At 41.4% G+C, this 16,245-nt stretch carries 12 protein-coding genes and 1 pseudogene; all 13 read right to left on the bottom strand.

The features are described from left to right. Window positions 1-2: 2 nt before the first annotated feature. Window positions 3-2,711, bottom strand: coding sequence for an ABC transporter permease (locus D2908_RS07510; RefSeq protein WP_117306048.1), 2,709 nt, complete (start codon window positions 2,709-2,711; stop codon window positions 3-5). 1 nt (window position 2,712) lies between these two features. Further along, entirely contained in the window at window positions 2,713-3,414 is a 702-nt protein-coding gene (locus D2908_RS07505) for an ABC transporter ATP-binding protein (RefSeq protein ID WP_117306047.1), read from the bottom strand. A gap of 130 nt (window positions 3,415-3,544) precedes the next feature. Next, window positions 3,545-5,956, bottom strand: coding sequence for a glycoside hydrolase family 95 protein (locus tag D2908_RS07500; RefSeq protein WP_117306045.1), 2,412 nt, complete (start codon window positions 5,954-5,956; stop codon window positions 3,545-3,547). A gap of 52 nt (window positions 5,957-6,008) precedes the next feature. Continuing rightward, window positions 6,009-6,701, bottom strand: coding sequence for a phosphoglycerate mutase (locus D2908_RS07495; protein WP_045763384.1), 693 nt, complete (start codon window positions 6,699-6,701; stop codon window positions 6,009-6,011). A gap of 133 nt (window positions 6,702-6,834) precedes the next feature. Beyond that, window positions 6,835-7,047: pseudogene (locus D2908_RS07490) on the bottom strand (hypothetical protein); the annotation flags it as partial. Window positions 7,048-7,272: 225 nt separating this feature from the next. Then, the gene (gene ileS / locus D2908_RS07485; protein WP_117306043.1) at window positions 7,273-10,065 is read right to left on the bottom strand and encodes an isoleucine--tRNA ligase; all 2,793 of its coding nucleotides are present in this window, start codon (window positions 10,063-10,065) and stop codon (window positions 7,273-7,275) included. Window positions 10,066-10,317: 252 nt separating this feature from the next. Continuing rightward, window positions 10,318-11,193, bottom strand: a complete 876-nt coding sequence (locus D2908_RS07475; RefSeq protein WP_117306041.1) for a DivIVA domain-containing protein — start codon at window positions 11,191-11,193, stop codon at window positions 10,318-10,320. Between the two features lie 8 nt (window positions 11,194-11,201). After that, entirely contained in the window at window positions 11,202-11,987 is a 786-nt protein-coding gene (locus D2908_RS07470; RefSeq protein WP_117306040.1) for an RNA-binding protein, read from the bottom strand. After that, window positions 11,984-12,247, bottom strand: coding sequence for a YggT family protein (locus D2908_RS07465; RefSeq protein WP_117306038.1), 264 nt, complete (start codon window positions 12,245-12,247; stop codon window positions 11,984-11,986). The genes D2908_RS07470 and D2908_RS07465 overlap by 4 nt, the downstream gene beginning before the upstream one ends. Next, window positions 12,247-12,780 carry a cell division protein SepF gene (locus tag D2908_RS07460; RefSeq protein WP_117306036.1) on the bottom strand — a complete coding sequence of 178 codons (534 nt, stop codon included), beginning with the start codon at window positions 12,778-12,780 and terminating at the stop codon, window positions 12,247-12,249. The genes D2908_RS07465 and D2908_RS07460 overlap by 1 nt, the downstream gene beginning before the upstream one ends. A gap of 9 nt (window positions 12,781-12,789) precedes the next feature. Further along, the gene (locus D2908_RS07455) at window positions 12,790-13,461 is read right to left on the bottom strand and encodes a YggS family pyridoxal phosphate-dependent enzyme (protein ID WP_117306035.1); all 672 of its coding nucleotides are present in this window, start codon (window positions 13,459-13,461) and stop codon (window positions 12,790-12,792) included. Window positions 13,462-13,465: 4 nt separating this feature from the next. Next, window positions 13,466-14,722: a cell division protein FtsZ gene (gene ftsZ / locus D2908_RS07450; protein ID WP_117306033.1), complete on the bottom strand. Its 1,257-nt coding sequence runs from the start codon at window positions 14,720-14,722 to the stop codon at window positions 13,466-13,468. 17 nt (window positions 14,723-14,739) lie between these two features. Beyond that, window positions 14,740-16,119 (bottom strand): cell division protein FtsA, encoded by a 1,380-nt coding sequence (ftsA, locus tag D2908_RS07445; protein WP_117306031.1) that lies wholly within the window; start codon window positions 16,117-16,119, stop codon window positions 14,740-14,742. Window positions 16,120-16,245: the final 126 nt, after the last annotated feature.

The raw sequence follows: 16,245 nt of genomic DNA, 5'->3' as shown, positions 1-16,245 counted from the left end.
TATTACTCTATAGATTTCAAAGCTTCAAGCATATCAACCTTTCTCAGATGATGATTGACGAAGAAACCAAGCAAGGTCAAAATGATGCTTACTGCTGCCACTGGGATTACGTAGACTTCCCAGCCTACCTGCGGATAAAAAAGAATAGTCGCAGGCGAAATCATTTGAATCAAAAATTGGTGTAAATAGAAACCAGATACCAGACCAAATACGATTCCCACAAGGGACAGCACAATCGTCTCACGATAAATGTAGAGGGTGACTTCATTATTATGAAAACCGAGAACCTTGATAGTGGAGAGTTCACGGATTCTCTCAGCCACGTTGATATTGGTCAGATTGTAAAGGATAACAATAGCCAATAGAACCGATACGATGACCAAGATGGCCATAGTCTGATTGAGTGAACTTGCGACCGAATCAAAGAGTCGAATGGCTGAAGCATTTTGGACGACGCTAGACGCCGCAGCTTGATTCATAAGCAAGCCTGCCTGTCTTTCGATACTAGAAGCACTGATATCCCTCAGCGAGACCAGATAAGTGTTGGCTTGGGGTAGCTGTCCGTAAAGTTGCTCATAGCTAGCCTGACTCATATAAATAAAGTGACCAACGTAGTTCTCAGCAATGGCAGCGACCTTTAGCTTCTTACCTTCAATTTCTAGAGTCTGCCCAGCCTTGACACCTGCCAACTGGGCAAGTTTAGCTGTGATAACGATGCCATCTTTTAATGTCAGCTCCTGCTGATGATGTTGCAGATGGATAAAGGGTGTCAAATCTTCCTTCTCTGTCATCATAAGGGTGATGGTCTGAAGACCAGCCTTACCTTTGAAGTCCTTGTCTAGCGTTTTTGAATAGATTTTCTGGTAGGCTTGGATATCTTGCCCTTTCAACACTTCTTCTAGATCTGCCTTGTCTTGATTGGTCGCACTAGGATTTTCAGAGATAATCATCTGATACTGTTGGATTTGTTGAAACTGTCTAGACGGAACTCCTGCTACAGAGGATTGGATTCCCAAACCTGCAAAGAGCAGGGCTACAGAACCTGCCACACCAAAGATCGTCATCAACATCCGTTGCTTATAACGAAAGATATTGCGGGCTGTTACCTTATGAGTAAAACTGAGACGACGCCAGATAAAACCGATGCGCTCCAGTAAGATTTTAGCTCCTTTGACAGGTGGTTTAGGCAGTAAAAGCTGGGCTGCTTCATCGTGAAGTTCCCTACGAGCTACCAGGTAGGCTGGTAACACACTCGCCAACCAACTTAAACCAAGAGCTAATAAACTATAGCTCCAATAGAACTGAATCTGGGTTTCTCCCACCACCATGTCTTTTGTAATGACACTTGAAATCACACCGGCTAGTAAATAATGTCCAAGTATGCTACCTAGAGCTGTTCCGACAGTCCCAGCTACTAGACCATAAAGGAGAAACTTGGCAATAATATCCTTACTGCGATAGCCCAAGGCCTTAAAAATCCCTGCATGTGTTCGCTCTTCATCCACAAAACGAGTCATGGTTGTAAAGGTCACCATAGCTGCTACGGCATAAAGCACTACTGGAAAGATATTGCCCACTGCCCGAATACTGGCTGAAGCATTACTGTACATGAGATAGCCCTGACCACCTGGTATGGTCTGACGATTATAGACTTGATACTTTGGTTCGGCCAAAGTGTCCAAGACTTGCTGATGTTTTTCTAATTTTTCCTTTTCTTGGGCTAGATTTTGTTCAGCCTGCTTTAGTTTGTCCTCTTCCTTACTCAATTCCTGCTTGGCTTGAGTAAGTTGAGCACTCGCCTGCTCTCTCTGGGCTTGAGGAAGCAAGGCTAGTTGACTTTCTTGAGCCTGTAAACGAGCATAGGCAGCTGCTAAACGACGCTTGCCTTCCTGCAAATTAGTCTCAGCCTTGTCAAGGGTTTCTTGACCTTTGTCTAGAGACTCTTGGCCTTCTTTTTTCAAGAGTTGCAGACGTGCCTTGCCATTATCTGATAAAGCTTGTTCAAGATCTTCCTGATGCTGTTTGGATTTCTCTTCATAAGCTACTGAGAAAGCATTTAAGCCTGCTAAATCTTGATATTTCAAACGTGCTATATTGTAGACTTTCTGATCAAACTGACTCGGTAAAATCACTCCATAGGCTGTCAGAGTCCCACTTCCACTACCCGCATAGCCCATATCTCGCTGGGAGAGAATTTCAGCTGAATCCACAAAACCAGTAATGGTATAAGTATGGTCTTTTAAAGAGGAATGACTCTCTTCTTTTTCTTTAAAACTAATCTCCTGTCCCACGCTGTATTGGTCTTGCAAATGAGTAGCCAAAGCAATTTCCTGTCCTGTCTGAGGAAGTCGCCCCTCTCTTAGCTGAAAGGTTGAAATTCGCTCTGGTCTGGAGTACAGTCGAATGGCATCCTCCCCATTATCCATAGTCACATCTGTCAAATAGCCAAACTCAACCTCTGCGCCCTCTATCTGTTCTAGTTCTTCTTGATCTGCTTGATCCAAACCATAGTTAGACATAACTGCCAAATCCAAGGTTTGAGCAGTTTTTAAATAAGCATTAGCTGTCGCCTCCATGTTGGGACTAGTTACTTTGAGACCTACTAGGGCTAGAGAGCCCAACATCATCAAGGTTAAGATGGATAAGAAACGCCCCTTAGAGCCTGTGAAAGACTGAATTAAGTCCTTCCAATAGGTTTTTCGCTTGATCATGCTAGTACTCCAAACTGTCGATATCCTGAGGATACTGGTTGATCACCACATCCTTGACACTGGCATCGTGCATATGAATCACGCGATCAGCAATGGGCGCCAAAGCTCCATTGTGAGTTACGATAATTACCGTCGCTCCCTTTTGACGAGACATATCTTGGAGGATTTTCAAAACTTGCTTCCCCGTCTGATAATCCAAGGCGCCTGTCGGTTCATCACAAAGGAGAATTTTAGGATTTTTGGCTACTGCGCGTGCAATGGAGACTCGCTGTTGCTCCCCTCCAGAAAGCTGAGCTGGAAAGTTATTGAGACGATGAGCCAGACCTACATCTGTCAAGACTTGCTCAGGATCCAAGGCATCTGTCACGATTTCTGAAGCTAATTCCACATTTTCCTTAGCGGTTAGATTGGAAACTAGATTATAAAACTGAAAAACAAAGCCTACATCATTGCGGCGGTAATTGGTTCTCTTGTGGGAACTATAGTCTGCAATATTTGCACCATCAATCCAGATTTCCCCTTCATCATTGGTATCCATTCCCCCAAGCAGGTTAAGAACTGTTGACTTGCCTGCACCAGACGCACCTAGAATGATCACCAACTCCCCTTTTTCAATCTCAAAATTCACATCACGATTGGCCACAATCTCCGTGTCTCCAACCTGATAACGCTTGTAACAGCGTTTCATCTCAATATAAGCCATAAGACCCACCCTCTCTCAAACAAATTACTTCCTACTACCATTATAACGCTTTTTCAACTAGTTGGAAACTGCTTACATTCTCAAATCCTTCAAAAAAGGCAGTCTCAAATCACTGCCTTCTATTATCTTCTTAAAAATAAAATTGAACAAAATCGCCTTCTGCTGTCGCCACTGAAATACAATCATTCCCTATGCATTTCACTTTTGCTTTTTCTTGATTCACTTCAATCACACTTTTTTCAATACCTGGATAAGAGACTCGCAAATCTCCTCCACTTCTTGATAAAATGGTCATCTGTAAGAGTTTTTTATCCTCCCACCGCATACTAACTTCAAAATGTCCGCGTGCCATTAAACCTGAAACAGAACCTCTTGACCAGGCATTGGGTAGGGCAGCTAGGGGCACCAGATAAGCTGTATGAGACTGGAGCAACATTTCCGCCATGCCACTGCTAGCACCAAAATTACCATCTATCTGAAAAGGAGGGTGGCTACACCAAAGATTGGGAAAGGTGGATGTCTTTAATTGCTCTGCTAATAATTTATGGGCTCGATTGCCATCTCCTAGACGCGCCCAGAGATTGATCTTATTAGCCTTGGACCACCCTGTGCCGCCATCCCCACGATCATTGAGGTTAGCACGCGCCGCTTCAAGATACTCCTGCCCCTTATAGCTAAAGAGATTACCAGGATAGAGTCCCACTAGATGGGAAGCGTGCCGATGCTGGGCCTCCACTTTCTCATTTTGAAAATGCTGCTCTTCCTCCTCATACCACTCCCTGATTCGACCAGATTGAGTGATTTGAAGAGGATTAAGCAGGTCAAACTTCTCCTTGACTTCAGCCAACAAGTCCTCATCCAGCCCCAATTCTTGAGCAGCTTGAATAAAATCATGGAATAATTGCCAAATCAGAGATTGGTCATAGGTATTGCCAATCGAAATTGGCCCATGTTCTGGAGAATAAGACGGAGAAGAGACCCAACGATACGCCTGCTGATCCTTATGTAAAAAGGCATTCCAAAAACGTACCGTTTCCCTCAACATGGGATAAATTTTCTCCCTGAGATAGTCTTGGTCCCTATAAAATGAATAGGCTTCATAAACAGTTTGCATCATCCACGCATTGGCAGCTGGTGACCAACCCCAATAGTAATCCCAACCAGGTGCCGTCCAGCCAAAAGGAGTCGCTTGAGTATGAACCAACCAACCATTCTCCTCACCCTTCTGAGAGACGATTCCTGCATACCTTGCAGCCGCTAGACGACCATAGACTCGCAAATCATCGATATAGTTGATGACTGGAAAAGCCGTCTCTAGGAGATTGGTAACATAGGCTGGCCAATAATTCATCTGCAGATTGATATTTAAGTGATAGTCCGAATTCCAAGGAGGATTATCGACCGCATTCCAGACTCCCTGTAGATTAGCTGGTAGAGCATCTGGGCAGTCTCTGGAAGAACTAATCAATAAGTACCGTCCATACTGGAAGAAGAGCTCCTCCAAAGCCTGCCCCTCTTGTGGCTTATAATTTTTTAACAAATCATCTGTAGTGGATGTGTATACATCAGCTCCCAAATCCAATTGAACACGCTGAAATAAAGCTTGGTAGTTATCAATATGCCTTGATTTCAATTGGGCATAGCCCTTTTCTTTAGCTATCTCCACCAAGTCCTTTACTTGCTGCTCCAAATCTAGTTTCTTGCGATAATTGCTAGCAGGATTTTGAGCAAAATCCGTCTTAGCGACCAAGAAGAGATTGGCATAACTGGCTCCTGATATCTGAACCTTATTTGACCAGACTCTAATGTCTCCATCTGTTTGCCAAGCTAGACAGCTAGCAAACTGCAGGTCATTGTCCTTAACCCGTCCCTTCATCAAGATATTAGAAGTAGAGATATCCAGCTGACATTCCTTATAATCAGACTTCTCCTGATTATATTTTCCATCAGAAGCCAAATCACGACTTAGCAACAGTTCTATAGTAAAATCTAGAGCTTTCGACCCTTCCTGAGTAAAGCGTTGAACCAAGAGATCATCTGGAAAACTCGCAAAAACTTCACGTTTAAAATACGTCCCTTTATATGCATAAGATGTCGTCGCAAGCGCCTTACTGATATTCAGCTGTCTATGGTAATCCGTCACCTGAGACAAAGTCTTACCTTGCTGGCTGAACTCAATGAGAAGATCTCCAAAGGACAGATAGGTCCCATATTGACCCGTTTTAGGCCCGACCAGGTGCTGTTCAGCTAGCACTTTAGCAGTATTGTAATCTCTCTTTTCCAAAGCCTGCCGAATATCAGCTAAAAAAAAATACTGGTCCTGAAGATTTCCACCCTGATAATCGGAACTATCAGGAAGTGGACCACCAGACCAAAGACTTTTTTCATTGAATTGAATCCGCTCAGCCCCTATAAGGCCAAATACTTTTGCCCCTAAAGAACCATTGCCTATCGGTAAGGCCTCTTCTTCCCAACCCTTATATGTTCTTGACGCTGGTCGCTTGTAGGCCAATACATAATCTTGTTTTTTATTCCTTATCATACTACCATACTAACATAAAAAGCCTAGAAATCAATCCTAGGCTTACAATTTTTTATTTTCCAAGGTAGTATTCAGAAACGACGTTCAATTTTTCGTCAAATTCGAAGACCAATGGTGGGAAGTTAGGGATTTCCACGTCCATGATTTCGTCATCTGACAAACCTTTGATGTGTTTTACAAGGGCACGGATTGAGTTACCGTGAGCTCCTACGAATACGTTTTTACCATCTTTAAGAGCTGGAGCGATTTTATCTTCCCAGAATGGAAGGGCACGTTCCAAAGTCACTTTCAAGTTTTCAGCATCTGGAATAACTGAATCGTCAAGTGAAGCGTAACGACGGTCAGTGTGAGCTGAATGCTCATCATCGCGATCCATCGCTGGAGGCAATACATCGTATGAACGACGCCAGATGTGAACTTGCTCATCACCAAATTGTTCAGCTGCTTCAGCTTTGTTTTTACCAGTCAAACCACCGTAGTGACGTTCGTTCAAGCGCCATGATTTTTCAACTGGAACCCACAATTGGTCAGAAGCTTCAAGAGCCAAGTTTGTTGTTTTGATCGCGCGTTTCAATACTGAAGTATATGCTTGGTCAAATTCGATACCAGCTTCTTTGATCAATTTACCAGCGTCAATCGCTTGTTGTGTACCTTTTTCAGACAAATCAACATCAGCCCAACCAGTGAAAAGGTTAGCTTTGTTCCATTCAGACTCACCGTGGCGAGCAAAAACCAATTTTACCATTAGATGGATTCTCCTTTAAATTCTCCGAGGTTCTCCCTCGTTTATCTATTCTATTTTACACAATTTTTCACAAAAAAGCTAGTCAAAATCGATTAAAAAGAGAAGAGCTCTTCGACTCTTCACCTAGAATAACTTATCCTTCAATTTTGAATTGTTTCAAGCTTGACAAGTACAAAGCTCCTCCGATGACAAGGACGATTCCACCAATCCAGCCTAAAAATGGAATCAAGCCTACTACAGAACCTACGATTAACAAAACAGAAGGAGCCGAACCACCACGACTTTCTCCCTTGTAGTATACAATTGGAACAATTCCTAAAACTAAAATAGCAATTTTTAAAACAGTTGGAAGTAAAACTCCTGCAACTGTTGTAGATAAAATTAATTCAGGACTCCGGGTATTTGAGCAACCTGCAGCTAGTTTTCTAGTTTGATCATTGATTTTAATTGAGTATTACATAATAAAAACGCATCATATCAGGTGTTCAAAAACTTGATACAATGCGTTTTATAGACTATAAGATTAGTTGTCTTTTCTTCTCAAATTGAGTCTTCCCTAGACTTTTCAACCTTATTTCGCTTCAAATCCTTCTGCAACTACTTCCGCAAAGTTATCTTCAACGATACTTGCACAGTGGTCGCAGATGGTTGCGTTATAGCTGCGTTCTGCTGTTGTTGGGTCGATACGACGGCAACGGTCACATACTTGGCCTGTAGCGCGTTCAACTGTGAAGGCTACATCTTCGAAGTTAACAGCAGCTTCTGGAGCTGGTCCTTCTGCGATGGTCAAGTCTGACACGATTAAAAGTTGAGCTACATTGCTGTTTACTGCATCGAGTAGAGTTTTCACAACTTCATTTGGATAAACTGTCAAGTGTGCTTCAAGGGATTTACCGATTACTTTTGCATTACGAGCTTCTTCCAAGGCTTTTTGAGCTTGACCACGGAAGTCCATGAAGGCTACCCATGTGTCCAAGATTTCTTCTTGATTAGCAAAAATTTCAGCTTCTGGCAATTCTGACAATTGGACAAAGTCTTCAGCTTCAAACTCAAGATATGACCAGATTTCCTCTGCTGTGTGAGGAAGGATTGGTGTCAAGAGCTTAGTAATTTTGACAAGGATATCGTAGAAGACAGTTTGCATTTGACGGCGTTCAAGGGATTTTGCACCTTCGATGTAGACAACATCTTTGGCAAAATCAAGATAGAAGGCAGACAGATCAACGTTGATAAAGTTTACCAGAGCCTTATAAATCGTCAAGAATTCAAAGTCTGCATAGGCATCACGAATGGTTTTCACAAGCTGGTTAAAGCGGATGGTCATGTACTTGTCAACTGAACGAAGTTCTTCGTAAGCCACTGCATCCTCAGCTGGGTTAAAGTCAGATGTATTGGCAATCAAGAAACGAAGAGTGTTACGGATCTTACGGTAAGTTTCAGAGACTTGGCTCAAGATGTCCATAGAGATACGCACATCATTGCTTGAGTCAACACTTGTTACCCAGAGACGCAAGATTTCCGCACCAAATTGTTTTTCAACATCACTTGGAGCAATGGTATTTCCAAGAGATTTAGACATCTTCTCACCTTTACCATCAAGGGCAAAGCCTTGTGACAAGATTTGTTTGTATGGTGCTACACCATGGTTGGCAACAGATGTGATGAGTGATGAGTTGAACCAACCACGGTATTGGTCAGAACCTTCAAGGTAGAGGTCAGCTGGGTATTTGAGTTCTGGACGGTTAACCACAACCCCGTTCCACGAAGAACCTGAGTCAAACCAAACGTCCATGATGTCTGTTTCTTTCTTGAACTCACCATTTGGTGAACCTGGATGTGTAAATCCTTCTGGCAAGAGGTCTTTGGCATCACGTTCCCACCAGATGATGGAACCATGCTCTTCAAAGAGTTGAGCTACATGCTCAATCGTTTCAGCTGTCATGATTGGAGTGCCATCTTCTGCGTAGAAGATTGGTAGTGGAACACCCCAAGCACGTTGACGAGAGATAACCCAGTCACCACGGTCACGAATCATGTTGTAAAGACGGACTTTACCCCATTCGGAATGGAATTTCACTTTTTCAATTTCATCCAAGATTTCTTGACGGAATTTTGAAACTGAGGCAAACCATTGTGGCACAGCACGCCAGATGATTGGTTTTTTTGTACGCCAGTCAAATGGGTATGAGTGAGAGATTTCTTCTTGGGCAAGAAGGAGGTTACCAAGTTTCTCGATAACAGTTGGAACCACCTTGTCATAGAACTGGCCTTCAAACTCAGCGCCAGCATTTGCCATCATGACTCCGCGTTCGTTAACTGTCACAGCAACTTCAAGACCATTAGCCACACCAACATTGTAGTCGTCCTCACCAAAACCAGGGGCTGTATGGACGATACCTGTACCAGAGTCAGTTGTAACGTGGTCACCAAGGATCACCAACTCATCTACAGCTGTATCCCATGGGTGTTCTGTCACAATTTGGTTCAATTCTGAACCACTGTAAGTAGCCAAAACTTGAACATCAGCCCAACCAAATTTCTCAGACAAACTGTTCAACAATTCTGCAGCAACCACAAACTTACGAGCTTCGCCAGCAGGTTGAACCAAAACGTAATCAATGTCTGCACCAACAGTTAAACCACGAGAAGCTGTGATGGTAAATGGGGTTGTTGTCCAAACAACAATGTAAGTATCAGCGTCTAACACACCTTTGCCATCTTTCACCTTGTTGGCATAATAAAGGGAAGTTGAAACCAAATCGTGGTATTCAATCTCTGCTTCAGCAAGAGCTGACTCAGATGACCATGACCAGTAAACTGGCTTGGCACCACGGTAGATATAGCCCTTGTTAGCCATCTCGCCGAAGACACGGATTTGCGCCGCCTCGTAGTCAGGAGTCAAAGTCACATATGGATTTTCCCAGTCACCTGAAACACCCAAACGTTTGAAGTCTTCACGTTGTTTATCTACTTGAGAAAGAGCGTATTCACGGCAAAGTTTCAAGTATTCAACCAAGTCCATTTCTTTGCGCTTAACACCTTGTTTTGCCAAAACTTGCTCGATTGGTAGTCCGTGTGTATCCCAACCTGGGATGTATGGTGCGTAGAATCCTGACATAGACTTAGAACGAACAATGATATCTTTTGAAATCTTGTTCATAGCATGACCAACGTGGATATTTCCGTTAGCGTATGGAGGGCCATCATGAAGAGTGAAATGAGGTTTTCCTTCATTCAACTCTTGACGACGTTGGTACAATTTTGCTTCTTCCCATTCTTTTTGCCATACCGGTTCTTTGGTTGGAAGGCCTGCACGCATTGGGAAAGCTGTTTTCCCAAGGTTAAGGGTATCTTTGAGTTTCATGGTATCTCCTTTATAAATAGTAACAAATTAAAAACCACGACTTCCAAAAAGGACGAAAATCGTGGTACCACCTTTGTTCGGAAAAAGATTTCATCTTTCTCCCTCTTATCCCGTAACGTGGGGAACGTCAAATCTTACTCCATTCAGACTTGAGTTTTTGAGAGGATAATCTTATCAATAGGGAATGCAGGGCTCACACCATCTCCTACTCGCTGGAAATATAAGGATAAAATATTGTTCTCAGATTATTTCTTATAAAATTGTAACAGATTCTTGCGGTGCCGCAAAACCTGGTTCTGAGTTTACAGCTTCAGTAGCTGGTGTTGGTCCTGAGTAATGGCTTGGAGCTACTTCTGGCTCCTCATACATTGGACCAACTGGATGAGCTGGACTTTCTTCAACAACCGGAGCTGGTGAAACCACTTGTTCCTGCTCAGCTCTTGCTTCGACTTCTGCAAGTTCCTTATTAGCCGCTTCGATACGCGCCTGCAACTCTGCCATTTCCTCGGGGGAAAACTGGCGAGTAATATCAATTGGTTCTTCCTCTTGATGTTGTTGCAAGACAGAGTCACCTAAGACTTCACTGACCACTTCTTTGAAAGCCTCATCACTTGTCTGAAGATAAGTCGCTGTTGGGCGAAGAATATCTTCCCAATCTGAAGATTCAACAATTGCTAACTGGCTCTCAATTGTAGATTTAAGACGTTGATGGAAAACACGGCTCTTGTTCTTCAATTCTTCAGTTTCGACAGCAACCTTCTTAGCGTTGTCAGTTGCTTGACGAAGAATTTCATTTGCCTTGTACTTAGCTTCTTCCAACAAACGTTGGGCATCTTGCTCTGCTTGGTGGATGATATTGTTTGAACGTTCTGTTGCAGCTTGTTTTACTCGCTCAGCTGTATCCTGAGCAATCAATACAGATTGACTCAATGAATCTTTCATCTCATCAAAGTAAGACAAACGCTCTTCCAAACTCTTAATATGTAAATCCTTGTCATGATTAGAGCGAACTAAATCTTCATAATCACGAACTACAATATCTAAAAATTCATCTACTTCTTCTTGATCAAACCCTCTGAAGCGTGTGCTAAAGGTTTTATCTTTAATTTCTAATGATGTAATTGGCATATTTTTCCTCACTTACTTAATAACAATTGGACCGTTAATTTCTTTTTATCTTTTTTTGTTTGCCCATTATCTCTAACGAGTTTCAATCGACCAAATTTCCTTACACTAATCAAATCACCAACTTGAACTGAAAAATCTGATTTTTCAACTAAATGATAATTCACTTGGACTGCCTGTTTTTCAATTAACTGACTTGCCTTATTTCTAGACAGCTTGAAGACACCTGCTAGAAAAACATCTAATCTAGAACTAGCAATATGAATATCTAATTCTTGATAATCTTCTACTGTAGCAATTCTCTCAGTAAAATTCCGTTCTTCTAGACGAACCGGTAAACGAGCAATTTTCGTAATACCATCTTGAAAAAGGAGCATAAACTGTCGATTAATGATAATCTGCGCCCTCTCTTCATTGACTAAGATATCACCAAATAGCTTCCTATCGATTCCCAGCTGATTTAAAACTGTTCCTAATATTTTTGCATGTGTTAAGCGCTCAAACTTACTAGGATAGACAATTTCTTGCAAGGATAGTTCAAAATCAGAAAATTCTGGCTCAAAATAATCAGGGTACAGGAGAACCCGAACATATTCAGTTTCAAGAAACTGCCGACTGCTCATGTAGGAGATGCCGTTGGTTGATGCTAGAACCTTTAAAATCTTTTCTTGATGGGGATTTACAAAGGGTGTTAAAAAAGGAGAATAAGAATCTTCTACCTTATTTATCCATTCTACTCCCTTATCAATAAATGACGAATCATTCTTAGAAAAGTGTTGATAAATCATCTTGTTCATAGAAAAATCACTAAAAATCGAATCAACTGTTCCCCTAGGAAGTGAACTAGTAATACCGCAATCCAGACAGACAAGTCAAGACCTGCAATCTGGAGAGGTAAACGTTGCAAGGGAGCTATTATCGGTTTTACGAAGCTAATAATCAATCGACCAAGACGTGATTCATAAGCATTGGGAAACCAAGACATTAAAGCAAAAATGATTAAAATCAGTGAATAGATATCCACTGCATTTTGAATAAAACGAATGAGAAAGAGCATTATCTTATTCTCGTACGTTTCATATCAAATCCAAATTCACCATTTTGTGATTCATCTGGAATTTTGATATCTTCAATATTCACGACAACATCAACTGGTGTCAGCAGGAACATAGTAGATGCTACCTTTTTCATGTTACCTGCTAAAACGTAGCGAGCCCCATCCAGATAATCCAAACAACGACGTGCTTGAACTTCTGTCATATATTGAAAATCAATCAAAATACTTTCATTACCAACTAATAAATCAACAATTTCTGTAGCATCTTCGTATTTACGAGGATAACGAACATCAATCGTCACCTTATCAGTAGAACGTTGAGTTTGCATAGCTAACTCTTGTTGACGGGCATGTAGACGAGTGATATTTTTATCTTTAGATGGCGTACTACCAGCTTGTTGAGGTAACTCTTGAACATACGGGCCTGAAGTCACAATTGGCTCTTCAGTTTTAGGCTGATAAGTAGTACCAACATCTTCTCCGTCTTCTGTAAAATAATCTATAAATTTATCAAATCTATCTTTTAAAGACATATTTCTTTCCTATTTAAAAAATGCTGTACCAATTCTGACAAAGGTCGAGCCAAATTCAATCGCTTCCTTGTAGTCACGACTCATACCCATACTCAAGTCCATCATTGGCATATTGGTAATTTGTTTTTCTCTAATTTCTAGTTGCAAATTCTGTGTTGCTTTAAAAATCTCTTTCAACTCATCACTATTAGCTTCATAAGGAGCCATGGTCATCAAGCCGACATACTCAATTTTATCTAAGGAAGCCAATTCTGGCAAGAGCTCCAATAGTTCTTCCTTTGAAAAACCATGTTTGCTCTCTTCCTCTGATATATTCACTTGTAAGAAACACTTAACAACTCGGTCACTTCTTTTTTGAATTTCCTCTGCTAGCTTTAATGAATCCAAAGCGTGAAAATAATCAACATACTGAATGACGTCTTTAACCTTGCGTCTTTGCAAGGTTCCGATTAAATGCCAGGTAATATTTCTGTCTTTTAAAGCTTCATATTTCTCAAGAAATTTATCCACACGATTTTCACCAATATGATGCACACCTAGCGGAAGCAAAGCCTCCGCTGTCGGTACGTCTACATATTTTGTAACAGCAAGAACCGAAACAGAATTTTCTTCTCTTCCTGCCTGCTGACTTGCTTCTTTTATTTGTTGAAAAACACGTTCTGTATTTTCTTTCAAATTCATTTACTTAACGATTTTTGAAAAATGGAGGAGTGTCTAATTCATCCTCATCGTGTAAAGATGGCGCTTCAAAACGTTCAACTGGTGATACCACTGAATCAGTTGGCCGAACAATTGTCTCACGACGCAAGTCCCAATCACCAAATGCCGAAGATTGAGAAGCTTCTGTACGACGAGGTGCTGGACTTGAAATTTCTGCAGTTTCAGCCATATCAAAGCGACGATTATGATTGTGTGCATGACTAGGACTTGCTTGTTCATGACGAACAGCTTGTCTTGGTGCATGACCAACAACTTTTTCAACACTATCTTGACGAACACCAGTTGCAACAACTGTAACACGGATTTCATCTTTCATGTTTTCATCGATTGATGTTCCGAGCCAGATGTTCACTCCTTGACCAGCTGCTTGGTTAACAATTTCTGAAGCTTCTTCTGCTTCAATCAAAGTCAAGTCAAGGCCACCAGTAACGTTGACAATAACATCCTCAGCACCATCAATAGTTGTTTCAAGAAGTGGTGAGTAGATTGCCTTACGAGCTGCTTCTACCACACGTTCTTCACCACTACCAATACCGATACCCATTAGGGCATTTCCTTTATTTGCCATAACTGTTTTCACATCGGCAAAGTCAAGGTTAATCAAACCAGGATTTGTAATCAAGTCCGTAATCCCTTGAACACCTTGGCGAAGTACGTTATCTGCCTCACTAAGAGCTTCAAGAAGTGGCGTTTTCTTATCAACAATTTCAAGCAAGTTGTTGTTTGAAATAATCAATAGAGTATCTACATGTTCGCGAAGTTGATTGATTCCTTCCACAGCGTATTGACCACGTTTGCTTCCTTCAAAACCGAAAGGACGAGTCACAACACCAACTGTAAGAGCACCTAAATCTTTAGCAATACGGGCAATAACAGGAGCAGCACCAGTACCTGAGCCGCCTCCCATACCTGCAGTAATGAAGACCATATCTGCTCCAGTGATAGCTTGAGTCAAGGCTTCTTCGCTTTCTTCAGCAGCTTTTTGACCAATTTCGGGTCGACCGCCAGCACCCAAACCACGAGTCAATTTAGGGCCTAACTGAATTACAGTCTCAGCTTTTGTACTACTCAAAGCTTGTACATCTGTGTTTGCTGCGATAAATTCTACGCCTGCAACACCTTCGTCAACCATGCGGTTAATGGCGTTACCGCCACCTCCACCAACACCGATTACTTTAATAACTGCACCTTGAGCAGCTGCTGTATCAAATGAAAATGTCATAGTTTATTTTTCCTCTTTTATTCATCAAACATACTTCCAATTAAACCACGGAAGCGATCTGCGATTTTTGGTTTATTTTGAGAAGATACTTTATCTTCTTTCGGAGCAACTACGTTCGTAGAAGCTGATTGCTCTACCTCAGTATTTTGAACTGGTTGAATAGGGGTAGGTTGTGCTACCTGCGTAACGCGTTGAATCATCCCACCAAAATTAATTGGTTGATGACGCAAAGTATCCTCACCTCTAACTGCTCGTTGTGCTAATAAATGCACTTCCGTCAATTGTCCTGCAAATTCAGACAAACTAATCACATGAGCAAAGGCAGGGTTACGGATTCCAACTTGATTTGGAACGTAAAGTTTGACACCAACGCCAAATACTTCCTGTGCAAGTTCTACAATACCTGGTAAAATAGCATTTCCACCAATCAGAACAATCCCACCTGGAAGATCCAACAAATGTCTTCTTTCCAACTCTTGTTTGATTTGTTCAAAAATGTGTTTAATGCGAGCTGAAATGATCTCTGCTAAGTAACTTTCTGTAACTTCTACAGGCTCTACTTCACCAATTACTTCAACTTGGAAAGTTTCATTGCTTGCAAGTGAAGGGTAGGCCTCACCATAGTTCAATTTCAATCCTTCAGCTAGTTTTTGTGAAGTCTTCAAGACTTTAGAGATATCTTTTGTGACATAATCTCCACCTTCTTGAAGAATGTTTGTAAACTGGAGTTCTTGGTTACGGATTGTAGCAACAGTTGTTTGACCCGCTCCCATATCAATCACAGTAGCTCCAAATTCACGCTCTCCTTCATTCAAGACTGAACGAACCAAAGCCAATGGTGAAATAATAATATTTTCAACTTGAACTCCTGAGCGTTCAACTGTCTTGCGTAAATTGTGAAAAATAGTACGTGGACCTGTGTAAAGTAAACCACGCATTTCAAGACGAACTCCCATCATACCACGTGGGTCACGAATCCCTTGGAAACCATCTACGATAAATTCTTCTGGAATAAAAGTAATGACTTCACGATCTGGTGTTATACTCTTTGTCAAGGCTGATTTGACAACATTTTCGACATCTTGATCTGTAATTTCTTTTGTATCAGATGTAACTGGAATCATTCCTTGAGTTGGTTCTACTTGCAAAAGATTTCCAGGCAAACCAACATTCACTGATTTGATTGAAATGCCAGCTTTCTCTTCTGCTTGGGAAATAGCTGACTTGATAGCAGTTGCTGCTGCTTCAATATCAACGATAATCCCATCCTTTACACCTTTACTCTTGGCATTACTTACACCAATTACATTAAGTTCACCATTTCTAAGCTCGGCAACCAATACTTTAATCGAATTAGTTCCGATATCTAAGCCTGTAAAAAAACCATCTCTAGTCATTACATCGCATCCTCTCTCTTCCAAGTTTCAAACTTCTATTCAATATAGCTAAAATAGGGCATAACTATTCACAGAATATTATAACACAAAAAATCCAATCGTGCTTGGTTTTTCCTAAATTTACTT

The organism is Streptococcus sp. LQJ-218 (genome assembly GCF_003428885.1).
Classification (GTDB): domain Bacteria; phylum Bacillota; class Bacilli; order Lactobacillales; family Streptococcaceae; genus Streptococcus.
Note: the sequence above shows the minus strand (reverse complement) of the source record. Positions and strands in the feature narration are given on the sequence as shown.